Raw genomic sequence first — 16,123 nt, forward strand, 5'->3', positions numbered from 1 at the left:
TCAGCCCTTGACCAGATCGCCGAGCAGGCTCGCTGCGACCGTGACCTTGGACAAGGTCAGGCCGGAGGTGACGATGTTGTCGACCGCGTTGCGAATGCGCACCAGGTCGGCGCCGCGCCGGGCACTCCATGCGGCCACGCCCTCGTCGCCCGCCAACCCCTGCGAAACGATTTCGGCGGTGAGATTGCGATGGGCGGATGCGATTGCGTCGATGGCGCGATCGAGCGCCAAACGGTCGAAGTAATCGCTCACGTTGATCTCGCGCGCGGCCTGAACGAGAGCGCCGAGGCGGAAGGCCGCTTCGAGAGCGAAATGCGTGCGCGCAATGTCGAGAACCGGCTTGCCGGCCTTCTGAGCCGTGAGCACGATGTCGGGCGCGGCCACGAGATCGGGAAGTGACGCCAGACGGTGCGCCAGTTCCTGCGGGATATCCTGCGCGGTCAGCGCCTGCGTCCGCGCTTCCAATGTGGCGAGCGCTTCGGGTGCGAGTGTCGTACGCAAGGTGCGCCCGACCTCGGTAACGCCGGCTTCGTAGATGCCGACGACCGTGTCGAGGGAGTTGTTGATGAAGTCGACATTGCGGATGAACCAGACGATCCGGTTCATCAACAGGTCCTGCAATTCAGCGTAGAGGCCGAGTTGCACGGGTCCGGAAATCTTGCCGTCGAGCGCGTCGATCGCAAGATTGAGATCCGTCAGGCCAAAAGCGTCGCGGGTGGCGGCGTAGGCGGCCGCAATGGTCGGAGCGTCGGTGCCGGTCTGATCGACGAGCCGCGCGACGACCGTCGGCCCACCGCGGTTGATGATCGCATTGGCGAGTTGAGTCGCAATGATTTCGCGCCGCAGACGATGAGTGGCGACCGCATCCGGGAAGCGGTTGCGCATCTCCTCCGGGAAGTACCGGTCGAGTTCCTTGCCGAGATAGGGATCATCCGGGACCGGACTCTCCAGGAGTGCGTCGTGCAGCGACAGTTTCGCGTAAGCCAGCAGCACGGCGATTTCAGGTCGCGTGAGCGCCTCGCCGCGCCTTGCGCGTTCCGTCAAAGCCGCATCGTCGGGCAGGTATTCGACATTGCGGTCGAGGCGTCCCTGCTGCTCCAGCATGTGCATCAATCTGCGGGCGAAGCCGAGATCGCCGACGCCGCGGCGTTCGGCCAAGGAGAGCGCCAGCGATTGCAGGTAATTGTTGCGCAACACGAGCCGGGCGACATCGTCCGTCATATGGGCGAGAAGCGCGTTGCGATCTTCGTAGGAGAGACGGCCGTCGCGTTCGGGTGTCGTCAAGCCGATCTTGATGTTGACCTCGACGTCGGAGGTGTTGACGCCGGCCGAGTTGTCGATGGCGTCGGTATTGAGACGGATACCGGCGCGTGCGGCTTCGATGCGGCCGCGCTGCGTTGCGCCGAGATTGGCGCCTTCGCCGATCACCTTGGCGCGGATCTCACCCCCGGTGACGCGGATCGAATCGTTGGCGCGATCGCCGACCTGTTCGTCCGTCTCGGTCGACGCGCGGATGTAGGTGCCGATGCCGCCGAACCACAACAGACCCACTTGCGCCTTCAGGATCGCGCTCATCACCTCGGATGGCGCGGCCTCGGCCTTGTCGAGACCGAGAACGGCGCGGATCTCGCCGGAAAGCGGAATCGATTTCGCGCTGCGCGGGAAGATCCCACCACCTGCGGATAGCAGCGTCTTGTCGTAATCCTGCCAGCTCGACCGGGGGAGGCCGAACAGGCGCTCGCGTTCCACGAAGGAGCGCTCCGGATCGGGATTGGGATCGAGGAAGATGTCGCGATGATCGAAGGCGGCGACGAGTTTGAGGGACCGCGACAACAGCATGCCGTTGCCGAACACGTCCCCTGACATGTCGCCGACGCCGGCAACCGTCACCGGTTCGGATTGGATGTCGATGTCCATCTCGCGGAAATGGCGCTTCACGGCCTCCCACGCACCGCGCGCGGTGATGCCCATCTTCTTGTGGTCGTAACCCTGGCTGCCGCCGGAGGCGAAGGCATCGCCGAGCCAATGATGCTTCTGCGCCGACAATTCGTTCGCGGTGTCGGAAAAGGTCGCCGTGCCCTTGTCGGCGGCGACGACGAGATAGGGATCGTCGCCGTCGTGACGCACGGTGTCAGGTGGCGAAACGATGTGATCGCCTTCGATGTTGTCCGTCATCTGCAGAAGCGTGCGCACGAAGATGCGGTAGCTTTCGGTGCCCTCGAGAAGCCAAGCCTGGCGGTCGCTTGCGGGCGGCAATTGTTTCGGCACGAAACCGCCCTTGGCGCCGACCGGCACGATGACCGCATTCTTGACCTGCTGGGCCTTCACCAGTCCGAGCACTTCGGTGCGGAAATCCTGCGGGCGGTCGGACCAGCGCAGGCCGCCGCGGGCGACCTTGCCGAAGCGCAGATGCACGCCTTCGACGCGCGGCGAATAGACGAAGATTTCGTAGAGAGGCCTGGGCAAGGGCATGCCGTCGACCTTGGCGCATTCGAACTTGAACGCGATGGTTTGGCGCGGCAGGCCATTGCTTTCGAGCTGGAAGAAGTTCGAGCGCACGGCGGCATCGACGAGGTTGATGAAACGACGCAGGATGCGGTCGTCGTCGAGGCTCGTCACCGCCTTGAGTTCGTCTTCGATCTCCGCCCGGACCGCCGCTTCTTTCTCGGCCCGCAAGGCGCCCTCGATCCGCGGATCGAAGCGGGCGTAGAAATACGTCACGATCTTCTGCGCGATGGTGCTGTGGCGCGCGAGTGTCTCGGCGAGGTAGTCCTGCGCGTACGGAATGCGCAATTGGCGCAAGTAACGCCCCAGCGCCCGCACCATCGCCACGTCGCGCCAGCCGAGACCGGCTTCGAGCACGAGACGATTGAAGGCGTCGGATTCGGCGAGACCGCGGAACAGGGCAAGAAGTGCGGCTTCGATAAGATCCTGAATCTCGGCGATCTCGATGGGGCCGCCCGAGGCGCGCTCCAACGTCATGTCATGGAGCCAGACCCGGTCCGTGCCGGACGTGCCGGTCTGGACGACGCGATATGTCCGCTCGTTCACGACGCGGAAGCCGAGGTTCTCGAGCAGCGGCACCCGTTCGGACAACGGCAATGCCATGGCGCGCGAGAACACCTTGAGGTGAACGCGTGTGACGTCGTCGCCCTCGCGGCGATAGAGATCGACGGCGCGCGGGCGCGCTTCCGACAATTGTTCGAGGATCGTCACGTCGACGATGGCCTCTTCGACGCTGAACGCTTCGCGGTAGCCGGCGCTGAACGATTGAGCGTAACGCGCTGCGAGTGCGCGGGAACGCGGTCCGCCAACCGTGTCCGCGAGACGTTCACGTAACGCATCGCCCCACGTGCGGACGATGCCGGCAATGCCCTTTTCCAGCGTCTCGCGCGGGACCGTCGGCGTCGTGCCTTCGTCGCGTCCGATGATGTAGTGGGTTCGCGCGAGCGGGCCTTCCGGATACGCCGGATAGATCGCCGATACGCGGCCTTCATACACGCTTGCGAGAAACTCGCCGATCTTGCGGCTCGCATCCGTGTCGTAATGGTCCTTCGGCACGAACACGAGAACCGAAACGAAACGGTCGAACTCGTCCGGCCGCGCCAACACGCGAACGCGCGGGCGCTCCGAAAGGTTCATGATTTCGAGCGCGAAATCGTAGAGCGTGTCCTCGTCGATCTGGAAGAGATCGTCGCGCGGATAGCTCTCCAGCACGTTCAGCAGAGAGCGGCCGGAATAGCTGACGGGATCGAACCCGGCTCGGGCGACAATTCGCGCCACCTTGAGGCGCAGATAAGGCACTTCCGCAGTGGTGTTGGTGTAGGCACTCGACGTGAACAGGCCGACGATGCGCAATTCACCCTGTAGATTGCCCGCGCGGTCGAACAGTTTTACGCCGATGTAGTCGAGATGGGCGCGGCGGTGAACGCGGGATTTGACGTTCGCCTTGGTGATGATCAGGGCCTTCGGCAGCGCGAGAAACGCCCGGATTTCCGGCGTCATCGCTACGAGTTCGCGGCCGCGCCGAAGCACGCGCATCGAGGGATCGCGCAGCAATCCCAGCCCGGTTCCCTCCACCACGTCGGCAGCGACGTCGTCGGATGGCAGACGGTATTCGCGCAACCCGAGAAACGTGAAGTTGTCTTCCGAAATCCATTCGAGAAATGCGATCGCTTCGCGCGTCTCGTCCTCCGCCAAGGGAGGCGGATTGGTCTTGTAATTTTCGATGATGTCGCTGACGCGGGCGCGCATCGCGCTCCAATCATGCACCGCGACCGCAACGTCGTGATAGACGTGACGGAGGTTGGAAATCAGCCGCTCGCGATCCCCGTCTTCGTCGAGCCGCGGCAGATGGATGTGGATGAAGCTTTCGCGCTGAACGCCTTCCTGCGCCCGCGACGAGGCTTCGCCGACGAGGCGAACGAGGCCGCCATTCGCATCGCGTTCGACGGCAAGGATGGGATGCGCCACGAGGAGAGGCTCGTAACCCTCGTTGACGATTTCAGCGAGGGTCRAATCGAGCAGGAACGGCATGTTGTCGTTGACGACTTCGACGACAGTCACGTCCTTGCGTTTGCCATCGTGTTCGACTTCGAAATCGAGAAGGCGGATGTCCGCACCGCCGGCACGCTCGGCACGCAGATGATCGTAGGCGGCCTTGGCGAGATCGGCCAGCGTCAGCGCGGAATAGGCGGCGAGATCTTCCGAGGGAACGCGCCCGAAGAGCGCGCGCGCAAGTGTAGCGGGATGTTCGGCGTGCTCCTTTTGGAGCAAAGCCGCGGCAGYGGCAGTCAAGTCGCTTCCACTGGTTGGCGTTTCCAGTTTCATGCGCTGATCCTCACTCGTGATCGTTGCGGGACCCCTCGCATATACCCGGTGCGGAAGCAACCACGGCGTTTCGATCTCAACATGAAGCGCGCCCCTTGAAGGCGTCAGGCCGCCTCCGCCTGCGGGGGCTTTTCGAGATGCGCGTCGCCCCAGGCTTTGAGGGCCAGGATGATCGGTTCGAGGCTCTGTCCGCGCGGCGACAGACGGTATTCCACGCGCGGCGGAACCTCCGGGTAGACCTTGCGGATGAGAAAACCGTCGGCCTCGAGCTCACGCAATTGGGTGGTGAGCATACGTTGCGTAACGTTCGGAATCAGCCGTCGGATTTCGTTGAAGCGCAACGTTCCGCCGAGCAGCAGCTTGTAGAGAATGACGCCTTTCCATTTGCCGTCGATGAGGTTGAGCGTGGCCTCGACGGAGCAGGTGGAACAGGACGCTGTCCGAAAATCCTTACGCGGCATCACGGTATCCTTTTCGACACTATGTGCGCTTAAAGTGCGTTCTTGCAAGAAAAAAGGGTAGGCGCGAAATTGCACCTACAATCAATGCTGGAGATTCCGATGCGCGCCGTCGCCTACAAGACTTCCCTTCCCATCGCCGCCGAGGCTTCCCTGATCGATATCGATCTGCCGCGTCCCGAGGCGGAGGGTCGCGATCTCCTGGTCGAGGTCAAGGCGATCTCCGTCAACCCGGTCGACGTGAAGGTCCGCGTTCGGGCGCAGCCGGAGGCGAGCGCCGCGCGGGTTCTGGGCTTCGACGCGTCCGGAATCGTCAAAGCGGTCGRTTCCCAGGCGACTTTGTTCAAGCCCGGCGATGAGGTGTTTTACGCGGGCACCATCAACCGCCCCGGCACCAACGCCGAATATCATCTCGTGGATGAGCGGATCGTCGGCAGGAAGCCTCAGTCTCTGGATTTTCCGGCCGCCGCGGCGCTGCCCCTGACGACGCTCACCGCTTACGAGACGCTCTTCGACCGGCTCGACATCAAGCGCACCCTCCCAGGCGCCGCGAATGCAATCCTGATCGTCGGCGGCGCCGGCGGCGTCGGTTCGATGGCGACCCAGCTCGCTCGGCAGCTCAGCGACGTGACGGTGATTGCTACGGCTTCACGGCCGGAGACGTCGGATTGGGTGAAAACGCTCGGTGCTCACCACGTGATCGACCATACGCAGCCGCTTGCGGCGCAAGTCGCGGCCCTCGGCCTGGGCGCGCCCGCCTTCGTGTTCTCGATCACGCATACCGATGCGCACTTTGCCGAGATCGCGTCGCTCATCGCTCCACAGGGGCGCTTCGCACTGATCGACGATCCCGCGTCCCTCGAGGTCAATCTTCTGAAGAGCAAGAGCGTCTCGTTGCATTGGGAATCGATGTTCACCCGGTCTGTCTTCCAGACCGCGGACATGCAGCGGCAGCACGATATTCTGGACAAGGTGTCGGGCCTCATCGACGCCGGAACCCTGCGCACCACGCTTGCCGAGAATTTCGGACCGATCAATGCAGCCAACCTGAAGCGGGCGCACGCCTTCATCGAAAGCGGGCGAGCGCGCGGCAAGGTCGTCCTGTCGGGATTCGAGGGTTGATTCGCGGGGCAATGCCCAAAAGAAAAGACCGCCCTTTCAGGCGGCCTTTTGTCTCGACGAAAAATTTGGCCCGGCCGCCAAAACGTCCCTGGGGGCTGGGGGGCTGACGTGTCCGGGGAGGTCAAGGAGCCGGGCCGTCGAGGCAACGGCACGGTTATCGAATCGTAGTACGGCTGGGTCGCGGCGCGATTGCGGCAAGAATAAGATTTGGCTGACGAAGCCGTGAACGACGTGAAAGCATGGGTTGAACCCATCCGCGGCAAGGCTCATCATGAGGCGATGATGAACACGCGCCCGGAGGGATCATGAGCGAAGGTGACATCGCAGAGCCGCTGCGCGGCGGCTCGGCACAGGGTTCCGCCAGAGGCTCCGCCCGCGTGCTGCCCTTTCCCGCCGCGCCGAAACGCGTTTCCTTCGATCGCATCGAGTTGCAGACCATTCTCAATCTGTACGGCCGCATGGTCGCGGAGGGCGAATGGCGTGACTACGCCATCGATTTCACACCGGACAAGGCGATTTTCTCGATCTACCGACGCACCTCCGAGGTGCCGCTCTACCGGATCGAGAAGGACCCGGCGCTCGCCCGCAAGCAAGGCGCGTATGCGGTCGTCGCGGCGAGCGGCTTGATTCTCAAACGAGGCCACGATCTCGACCGAGTCGTCCGCGTCCTCGCCAAGCCGCTGAAGGTGGTTTCGATTTAGGGAGCCGGCCTGCGAGTTTCGGCCGGTTCGCTCTTTCGTTTCGTCATCTTCTCGGTGTTTTGTCCCAGTCGTTCCCGAACCGTGCATCTCCGAATGGGAAAAGTGCGGCGTTCTTCTGATCGGGGTCACCGGGACGAGCCCGCGGAAGACGTGGGGGCACAACCCAACTTAAGGAATCGGCCGCGTGGGTGCTTCTTCGAGTCCGCGCCCCAGCGGTCTCTGCATGAGGACGGTCGAGAGCCAGCGACCGTGTTTGTAGCCGATGCCTTTGAAGATGCCGGCATCTTCAAAGCCGAGGGCGCGATGGACGCCGATCGAACCACGCGATTGATCGTCTCCGATCACCGCCACCATGAGCCGAAAATCACGCGCTTCGCTCTCCGCGATCAGGCGGGCGAGCAGTTGCTTCCCGATGCCCTGTCCCTGCGCATCCGGGGCGATGTAGATCGAATCCTCGACCGTCGAGCGATAGGCGGGCCGCGGGCGGTACGGACCCGCATACGCATAGCCGAGAACCACACCGTCGCGTTCGGCGACGATGTAGGGATAATCGCCCGCAACCAACGCTTGGCGCCGCCGCGCCATTTCATCGGCATCCGGCGCTTCGAGCTCGAAGGACGCGGTGCCGTGGACGACAGCGTGGGCGTAGATGGCGGTGATGGCCTCGATGTCGGGTTCGAGGCAGGGGCGAATCGTGACTGGGCGAATCGTGACTGGGCGAATGGCGATGGGTCGAGCGGTGACGGTCATGGGCAATTCGTCGGTGGCGCGGTGAGAATCGGCGAGCTGAACGTTGGCCCGATCCCGCACGTCAGACAACAAAAAACCCCGGCCGAAGCCGGGGTTTTCGAGATCGTCCGATCCGTCATCGCTTAGTTGTTGCGGTTGCCCAACAGCGCGAGGAGGAACTGGAACATGTTGATGAAGTCGAGATAGAGCTGCAGCGCGCCGAACACGGACACCTTGGCCGCGGCCTCAGTGTCGTAGTTGCCGTACAGATACATCTCCTTCAGCTTCTGTGTGTCGTAGGCGGTGAGACCTGCGAAGATCAAAACGCCGATCGCCGAGATGCCGAACTGCAGCGCGCTCGACTGGAAGAAGAGGTTAGCCAGCGAGGCGAGGATCAGGCCGACGACGCCCATGATCAGGAACGAACCCATGCCCGAGAGGCTGCGGTTCGTGGTGTAGCCCCACAGGGACAGCGAACCGAAGGCCGCCGCCGTGATGAAGAACACCTGTACGACGCTCGCACCGGTATAACGGATGAGCAAGGTCGAGAGCGAAGCGCCCATCACCGCCGCGAAGGCGAAAAACAGGCTGCGTGCCGACGATGCCGACATCTTGTCGATGCGGAACGAGAACAGGAAGATGAAAGCGAGCGGTGCGAGCGCAACCACCCACATCAAAGGCGTGTCATAGAGAACCCGACCGAACTCGGTCAGGTAAACGCCGCCCATGCGGGCCGCTGCATCGGCTTCGCTGCCGGCCACGGCGAGCTTGTTGACGCCGAGCGCCACCAAGGCGGAAATCGCCAAGCCGATGATCATGTTGTTGTAGACGCCGAGCATGAAGGCGCGCAAACCCTGGTCGACCTGTACGGCCGTCCGGTTGACGCCGACGCCGGCGGTTTGATTTTGCTGATACGGTTGCATCGGAGTCCTCTCGCGGTGTCCCGTCTAATGTTCCCTCAAAAACCGAGTATCGGCTTTTGGCCGCCGGAAGACGGCGACACGCCAAATATGAGTGGTCGCCCGTCGTTTCGCAAGAGGTAAGGTCAAGCTTCTGTCGCGCCGGCAGATCGACCGCAAAGACGAATCAAGATGAAGCGTTTTTCGCCGCCCTAGGCGCGGCCTTTCATCGCTGTCGCTCGCGGGCTGCCGATCAAAGATCTCTCAAGTACTGCGCTGGCTTTTGATTCAAAATTCTCCAGGTGCCGATGAGGCCTAGTCCAACCGTCACCAGAACCGCCAAGATCGAAACGAACACTGCGCCTGAGAGATCTAAGGCAAAGCTCAAATTCATCACGCGGGTGACGATGAGGTAGGCGGCGAGAGTTCCCGCCAGCAAGCCGAACACCGCGGTCGCGATACCGAGCAACCCGTACTCCAGCGCATACGCGCCCAGAAGGCGGGCCCGTGTGGCCCCCAGGGTCTTCAGGACGACGGCGTCATAGAGCCGTGCCCGGTGGCCGGCCGCCAGCGCCCCGGCCAGGACCAGAAGGCTTGCGATGAGCGCAATGGCGCTGGCGCCCCGAATCGCCATGACGAGCTGCGATACGACGTCGTCGATGGCCTCCAAGGCGTCTTTCACGCGCACGCTCGTGACGAGCGGATAGGCCTGCGCGGCGCTGCGCAGGATCTTGGCATCGGTCGTGACGTCGGAGCCGTTCGGGAACGTCACCGTCGCGAGATGGGTATGCGGTGCGCCGGCGAAGGTATTGGGCGAAAAAACCATCACGAAATTGATGCCGAGAGAGCGCCATTCCACGTGCCGCAGGTTGGCGATGGCGGCCGTGATGTTGCGGCCGAGAACGTTGACCGTGATCTCGTCGCCGACTTTCAGGCCGAGACCTTCCGCGACCTTTTCCTCGAAGGAGACCAGCGGCTTGCCGCGGTAATCGGCGGGCCACCATTCGCCGGACACGAGTTCGGAGCCGTTCGGGATGGCGGTCGCGTAGGTGATGCCGCGGTCCCCGTCTAGCACCCAGGACACGTCCTCGCTGGCTTTGATCTCGGCGACGGGAACGCCGCGCAGGGTGACCAGCCGGCCGCGCATCATCGGCACCCGGTCGATCTGCGCGCTGGCCGCCTGTGCTTTCAGAAAATCGCCGAAGGCGTCGGCCTGCGCATTGGGGATGTCGAGGAAGAAGAAGCTCGGCGCGTGCTCGGGCAGCGTCTGCCGAAGCTGGCGCGTAAGGTTCGTATCGATGAGGGCGAGGGTCACGAGCAGGGTGATTCCGAGGCCAAGGGACAGGACGAGCGACGGGGTCAGCGCGCCGGGGCGGTGGATGTTCGCCAGGGCGAGACGCGGTGCCGCGCTTTTCGGCCGGGGAAGGCGACGGGCGAGCGCCATGATGCCAAGGCCGATCGCCCGCAGCAGGGCGAAGGACGCGGCGGCGGCGCCGACGAACATCAGGGCGATGCGACGGTCGTAGGCGGCGAAAACCGCAAGGCCGACGAGGGCGACGAGGGCAAGGGCGAGCGTCGCCAGATAGCGCTTGCGCGGCCAAATTCGCCCGGGCTCGATTTGGTCCCGAAAAAGGCCGGAGACCGGAATGTCGTGGGCGCGCCCGAGCGGGGCGAGTGCGAAGACCAGCGCCGTGAGGATTCCGTAGAGCAGCGCGACCCCAAGTTCGCTCCAGGCAAGCGTCGGTTGGATCGGGATCGGCAGCAGGTGGCCGAACAGGGCGTTCACGACGAAGGGTAGCGCGCCGCCGACCACGAGACCGACGCCGACGCCCACCATCGCGATCGCCATCACTTGGGTGAGATAGAGCAGCACGACCTGACCGCCCGGTGCGCCGAGGCTCTTCATGGTGGCGATGGAGGCACGTTTGCGATCGACGAACCCGCGCACGGCGTTCGCCACACCGACGCCACCCACGAGGAGCGCCGTCAATCCGACGAGGGTGAGAAACTGCGTGAAACGCTCGATGTTGCGCTGGAAGCGCGGATCGGCGTTGACGCGCGTGCGGACATTCCAGCCCGCTTCGGGCAAGGCAATCTTGGATTGAGCCTCGACCCGTTCCAGCACGGCGTCGTCGACCTGCGGCAGTTTCACTCGATAGGTCCATCGGACGAGGCTGCCGGGTTGCAACAGGCCGGTGGCGCGCAAAGCGTCCTGGGACACCAGCAACCGAGGGCCGAAGCCGATGCCGTTGGCGATCTTGTCGGGCTCGGAGACAAGAGCCGCACGCAGTTCCATCGGCGCGTTGCCGACCTTGATGCGATCGCCAGGCTTCAAATCGAGGCGGGCGAGGAGCGCCGGATCGGCAACCGCGCCGAACACGCCGTCGCGCTCTCCGAGAAGGGCGGATGGAGACTGCTGCGGTTCGGTTTCGAGTGTTCCGATCGTCGGATAGGTCCCGTCGACAGCCTTCAACTCGACCAACGCCGAGCCCTTGTCGCCGGCGATCGCCATGGCGCGCATGGTGGCGATCGTGGCGACGGTCCCGCGTTCGGACAGGAAGGCGAGTTCAGGCTTGTCCGCCTCGCGCTGCAGCAGGGAGAAGGCCATGTCTCCACCCAAGATGCGCCGGCCCTCCTTCGTGATGCCCTCCGTCAGCGAGCGCGACAGAGAGGATACCCCCGCAATCGCTGCGACCCCGAGTGCGATACAGGCGAGAAAGATCCCGAACCCGGAAAGACCGCCGCGCAATTCGCGCCAAGCCAGGCGCAACACGAGACGCAAGGAGGATGAAAAGGAGGGCCGCTTCGGCAGCGAACCGGGAAGAGAGCCGTGCATGGCGCGCGTCCCTTAGACGTTCACGGCGGAGAGATCCGCCTCGATACGGCCTGAACGAAGACGCACGGTTCTGTCGCAAAGGCGAGCGAGATTGAGGTCGTGGGTCACGAGGACGAGGGTCGCGCCGCGTTCACGCTTGAGCGCGAAGAGGAGGTCGATGATCGACTGACCGGTCGTTTCGTCGAGATTGCCGGTCGGCTCGTCGGCGACGAGAATCGCCGGATTGGGGACGATGGCGCGGGCGATGGCGACCCGCTGCTGCTCGCCCCCGGACAATTGCGCCGGATAATGATGGAGCCGCTCTCCCAGACCCACCGCTGCGAGTTCCGCTTCCGCCCGTGCGAAGGCGTTCTCTTCGTCCGCCAATTCGAGGGGGAGGGCGACGTTCTCGAGCGCCGTCATGGTCGGAACGAGGTGGAAGGATTGGAAGACGATGCCGATGCGCCGGCCGCGAAACCGCGCCAGGGCATCTTCGTCGAGGCCCGAAAGATCCGTGTTCTCGACGATGATCTTGCCCGAATCGGGTCGCTCCAGACCGGCCATGGTCATCAGGAGGGTCGATTTGCCCGAGCCCGACGGTCCAACCAGGCCGACGGCCTCGCCGCGGGCGATTCCAAGGGAAACGCCCTTCAGGATGTGCACCCGGGCAGCGCCGCGCCCGAGGCTCAAATCCACATCCTGCAGTGCGATGGCCTTGTCCTGCATGCTCGCTCACCCGATCTTTGAGAAACCCGGCCGGAGATCCCGGCCTCTTCGACGCATATGGGAATCATATTGATGAAGCGCCAATCAGGCCCGTTCATGGCGATCATTTTTGCGTGTGCCACTGCATGTTTGACGCTCACACTGCCTTTTTCTTCAGCCCTCGCGCAAAACACCCCGGTCCGGCTCGTGGCTTTCGGTGACAGTTTGAGCGCCGGCTACCAGCTCCCGCAAAGCGCCGCGTTTCCGGTCGTTCTCGAGCGCGCTCTCAAGGCGCGGGGTCACAATGTCGAGATCGTCAATGCCGGCGTTTCCGGCGACACCTCCTCCGGTGGCCTCGACAGGCTCGACTGGTCGGTTCCCGACGGGACGGACGGTGTCATTCTCGAACTCGGCGCCAACGACATGCTGCGGGGCCTCGATCCGACAATTCCGCGAAAAGCGCTCGATTCCATCGTCGAGCGGCTGAAAGAGCGCCAGATCCCGGTCCTGCTCGCCGGCATGGTCGCCGCCCGCAACTTGGGTGAGGATTACGCGCAAAAGTTCGATCGGATCTATCCGGACATTGCGAAGAAGTACGGGCTTGTGCTCTACCCCTTCTTCTTGGACGGGATTGCCGGCGACCGCACTCTCAACTTGCCCGATGGCGTTCATCCGACCGCCAAGGGCGTCGAGGTGATCGTCGAGCGGATCCTGCCCACCGTCGAGACGTTTCTCGCCACTCTTCCCAAGCGCTGACGTTCGCCAGCGCTCCGTCATTGCCTGAACGCGGCGCATTGCCGGCCGCGAGGAGCCTTTCTATGGAATATCGCCGCCTCGGCCGCACGGATTTGAACGTCAGCCACATTTGTCTCGGCACCATGACCTGGGGTCAGCAGAACACCGAAGCCGAGGGCCACGCCCAGATGGACTACGCGGTGGAAAAGGGCATCAACTTCTTCGATACGGCCGAACTCTACTCGATCCCGCCGACGGCCCAGACCCAAGGCTCGACGGAGCGGATCATCGGCTCCTGGTTCAAAGCCAAAGGCAATCGCGACAAGATCATCCTCGCCTCGAAGGTCGTCGGGCGCTCGCAGATGACCTGGTTCCGTAAGGATGGATCGCCGGCCGAGCTCTCTCGTCCCCAGATGGTGGAAGCGCTCGACGCGAGCCTGAAGCGGTTGCAGACCGACTACATCGATCTCTACCAAATCCACTGGCCCGACCGAGCGATGCCGTGGGGTTCGAACCCGACCGTCTATCGCAATGACGAGGAGGACCAATCCTCTCATCCGATCGACGAAACCCTCGACATCTTCGCGGATTTCGTGAAGGCCGGAAAAATCCGCCATGTCGGCCTTTCCAACGAGAGCGCCTGGGGAACGATGAGCTTCCTCAAGCACGCGGAGGCGAAATCGGGTCGCCCGCGGGTTCAGTCCATTCAGAACGCCTACAATCTCCTCAACCGGACGTTCGAAGTCGCGCTCGCCGAGATCAGCGGCCGGGAGCAGGTCGGCCTGCTCGCCTATTCGCCGCTCGCGCAGGGCTATCTCGTCGGGAAATATCTCGACGGCGCGCGTCCGCCGGGAGCCCGCACGACCTTGTTCAATCGCGGCCAGCGCTATGAGACGCCGGGCGCCGATGCGGCGATCCGCGCGTACCTGAAGCTCGCTGCCGAGTTCGGCCTCGATCCCGCGCAACTGGCGCTCGCTTTCGTCAATTCACGGCCTTTCGTCACGGCGAACATCATCGGCGCGACGTCGATGGAACAGCTCAAGACGGATATCGGGTCGGTCGATGTGAAGATCACGCCGGAATTGGAGGAGCGCATCGACGCGATCCATCTGGTGCACCAGAATCCCTGCCCCTGATCACGCGGCGACGTCATGGCCGGACTCGTTCCGGCCATGACGGATGTGACATGAACGCGCTGCGTTTCTCGTAACGACGGCCTCATCCAGAGGATGAGCACCGCGTCGCACGGATCTCAAGCGGCTTGAATGCGCTTGTTCTGGCGGTTCTCCACCAGATCATCGACGACGGCGGGATCGGCGAGCGTCGAGGTATCGCCGAGATTGCCGAACTCGTCCTCGGCGATCTTACGCAGAATTCGGCGCATGATTTTTCCCGATCGTGTTTTCGGCAGGCCGGGCGCGAACTGGAGAAGGTCGGGAGAGGCGATCGGCCCGATCTCCTTGCGCACCCACACCACGAGTTCCTTGCGCAGCTCGTCGGACGGTTCGACACCGGTCATCAGGGTGACATAAGCGTAGATGCCCTGACCCTTGATGTCGTGCGGATAACCGACGACGGCGGCTTCGGAAACTTTCGGGTGCGCGACCAGGGCCGATTCCACTTCCGCCGTTCCCATGCGGTGACCCGATACGTTGAGCACGTCGTCGACGCGACCAGTGATCCAGTAGTAGCCGTCCGCATCACGGCGGCAGCCGTCGCCGGTGAAGTACTTGCCCGGATACGTGGCGAAGTAGGTCTGCACGAAACGCTCGTGATCACCGTAGACCGTGCGCATCTGGCCGGGCCACGAATCGGCGATGACGAGATTGCCCTCCGCAGCGCCTTCGAGCACTTTGCCATCGGCGTCCACCACTTGCGGTACCACTCCGAAGAAGGGTCGCGTGGCGGAGCCGGGCTTTAGTTTCGTCGCGCCCGGCAGAGGCGTGATCAGAATGCCGCCAGTCTCGGTCTGCCACCAGGTATCGACGACGGGACAGCGGCTGTCGCCGACCACGCGAAAATACCATTCCCACGCTTCCGGATTGATCGGCTCGCCGACGCTGCCGAGCACGCGCAGCGATTTGCGCGATGTCCGCTTCACCGGATCCTCGCCCGCCTGCATGAGCGAGCGGATGGCGGTCGGCGCGGTGTAGAAAATGTTGACGTTGTGCTTGTCGATGACCTCCCAGAAGCGAGAGATCGACGGATAGGTGGGAACGCCCTCGAACATCAGCGTCGTCGCACCGTTGGCGAGCGGTCCGTACAGAATATACGAATGGCCGGTGACCCAGCCCACATCCGCCGTGCACCAATAGATGTCGCCGTCGTGATAATCGAACACGTATTGATGCGTGATTGCGGTGTAGACGAGATAGCCGCCAGTGGTGTGCAGCACGCCCTTGGGTTTTCCGGTCGAGCCCGACGTATAGAGAATGAACAGCGGGTCTTCCGCATTCATCTCTTCGCACGGACAATCGTTCGTCACCTGCGCCGCCGCCTCGTGGTAATAGACGTCGCGTCCCGGCACCATGTTGACGGCGGAGCCCGTCCGCTTCACCACCAGCACATGATCGACGCCGCCGACTCGCTCGATCGCCGCGTCGACATTGGCTTTCAGCGGAACTTTACGTCCGCCGCGAAGACCCTCGTCGGCCGTCACCACGAATGCGGATTTCGCATCCTCGATGCGGCCGGCGAGCGAATCCGGCGAGAAGCCGCCGAACACGACGGAGTGCACGGCGCCGAGTCGCGCGCAGGCGAGCATCGCGTACGCCGCTTCGGGAATCATCGGCATATAGATCGTGACGCGATCGCCTTTCGCCACACCGCGGTTGCGCATGACGTTCGCCATTCGGCAGACCTCGTCATGCAATTCGCGATAGGTGATCTTCTTGGATTCCGACGGATCGTCACCTTCCCAAATGATCGCGACCTGTTCGGCGCGCGTCTCGAGATGACGGTCGATGCAATTGTAGGCGACGTTGGTGACGCCGTCTTCGAACCAGCGGATGGACACCTCGCCCGGTCCGAAAGTCGTGTTCTTGACCTTGGTGAACGGCTCGAACCAGTCGATGCGCTTCGCTTCCTCGCCCCAGAACGCTTCCGGATCCTTGATGGACGCTTCGTACT

General features: G+C 63.3%; 11 protein-coding genes. 4 read left to right on the forward strand and 7 right to left on the reverse strand.

Annotated features, from left to right (window positions below):
* On the reverse strand, positions 1-4,830 hold the full coding sequence (locus tag AC1DT3_RS00930) for an NAD-glutamate dehydrogenase (RefSeq protein ID WP_477463343.1): 4,830 nt from the start codon (positions 4,828-4,830) through the stop codon (positions 1-3).
* A gap of 104 nt (positions 4,831-4,934) precedes the next feature.
* Positions 4,935-5,291: a winged helix-turn-helix transcriptional regulator gene (locus AC1DT3_RS00935; RefSeq protein ID WP_477463344.1), complete on the reverse strand. Its 357-nt coding sequence runs from the start codon at positions 5,289-5,291 to the stop codon at positions 4,935-4,937.
* 99 nt (positions 5,292-5,390) lie between these two features.
* Between AC1DT3_RS00935 and AC1DT3_RS00940 the strand changes: the two genes are divergently transcribed.
* Positions 5,391-6,410, forward strand: a complete 1,020-nt coding sequence (locus tag AC1DT3_RS00940) for a zinc-binding alcohol dehydrogenase family protein (RefSeq protein WP_477463345.1) — start codon at positions 5,391-5,393, stop codon at positions 6,408-6,410.
* Positions 6,411-6,715: 305 nt separating this feature from the next.
* Positions 6,716-7,111 (forward strand): DUF2794 domain-containing protein, encoded by a 396-nt coding sequence (locus AC1DT3_RS00945; protein WP_477463346.1) that lies wholly within the window; start codon positions 6,716-6,718, stop codon positions 7,109-7,111.
* Between the two features lie 168 nt (positions 7,112-7,279).
* Here AC1DT3_RS00945 and AC1DT3_RS00950 read toward each other — a convergent pair whose 3' ends face one another.
* The 4 genes from AC1DT3_RS00950 to AC1DT3_RS00965 all read right to left on the reverse strand — a co-directional run bounded on the left by AC1DT3_RS00950 (position 7,280) and on the right by AC1DT3_RS00965 (position 12,280).
* On the reverse strand, positions 7,280-7,861 hold the full coding sequence (locus tag AC1DT3_RS00950) for an N-acetyltransferase family protein (RefSeq protein ID WP_477463354.1): 582 nt from the start codon (positions 7,859-7,861) through the stop codon (positions 7,280-7,282).
* A 122-nt stretch (positions 7,862-7,983) separates the two neighbouring features.
* Complete coding sequence (locus AC1DT3_RS00955) at positions 7,984-8,763, reverse strand: Bax inhibitor-1/YccA family protein (RefSeq protein ID WP_477463347.1); 780 nt, start codon at positions 8,761-8,763, stop codon at positions 7,984-7,986.
* Between the two features lie 229 nt (positions 8,764-8,992).
* Complete coding sequence (locus tag AC1DT3_RS00960) at positions 8,993-11,575, reverse strand: ABC transporter permease (RefSeq protein ID WP_477463348.1); 2,583 nt, start codon at positions 11,573-11,575, stop codon at positions 8,993-8,995.
* Positions 11,576-11,587: 12 nt separating this feature from the next.
* On the reverse strand, positions 11,588-12,280 hold the full coding sequence (locus AC1DT3_RS00965; RefSeq protein WP_477463349.1) for an ABC transporter ATP-binding protein: 693 nt from the start codon (positions 12,278-12,280) through the stop codon (positions 11,588-11,590).
* 72 nt (positions 12,281-12,352) lie between these two features.
* On the opposite strand from AC1DT3_RS00965, the gene AC1DT3_RS00970 reads away from it, so the two are divergent.
* Complete coding sequence (locus tag AC1DT3_RS00970) at positions 12,353-13,015, forward strand: arylesterase (RefSeq protein ID WP_477463350.1); 663 nt, start codon at positions 12,353-12,355, stop codon at positions 13,013-13,015.
* 62 nt (positions 13,016-13,077) lie between these two features.
* Complete coding sequence (locus AC1DT3_RS00975) at positions 13,078-14,130, forward strand: aldo/keto reductase (protein WP_477463351.1); 1,053 nt, start codon at positions 13,078-13,080, stop codon at positions 14,128-14,130.
* 116 nt (positions 14,131-14,246) lie between these two features.
* On the opposite strand, the gene acs is transcribed toward AC1DT3_RS00975, so the two are convergent.
* The coding region (acs, locus tag AC1DT3_RS00980) for an acetate--CoA ligase (RefSeq protein WP_477463352.1) at positions 14,247-16,123 on the reverse strand (1,877 nt) is incomplete at its 5' end.

This window comes from Microvirga sp. P4_G7, assembly GCF_056401005.1.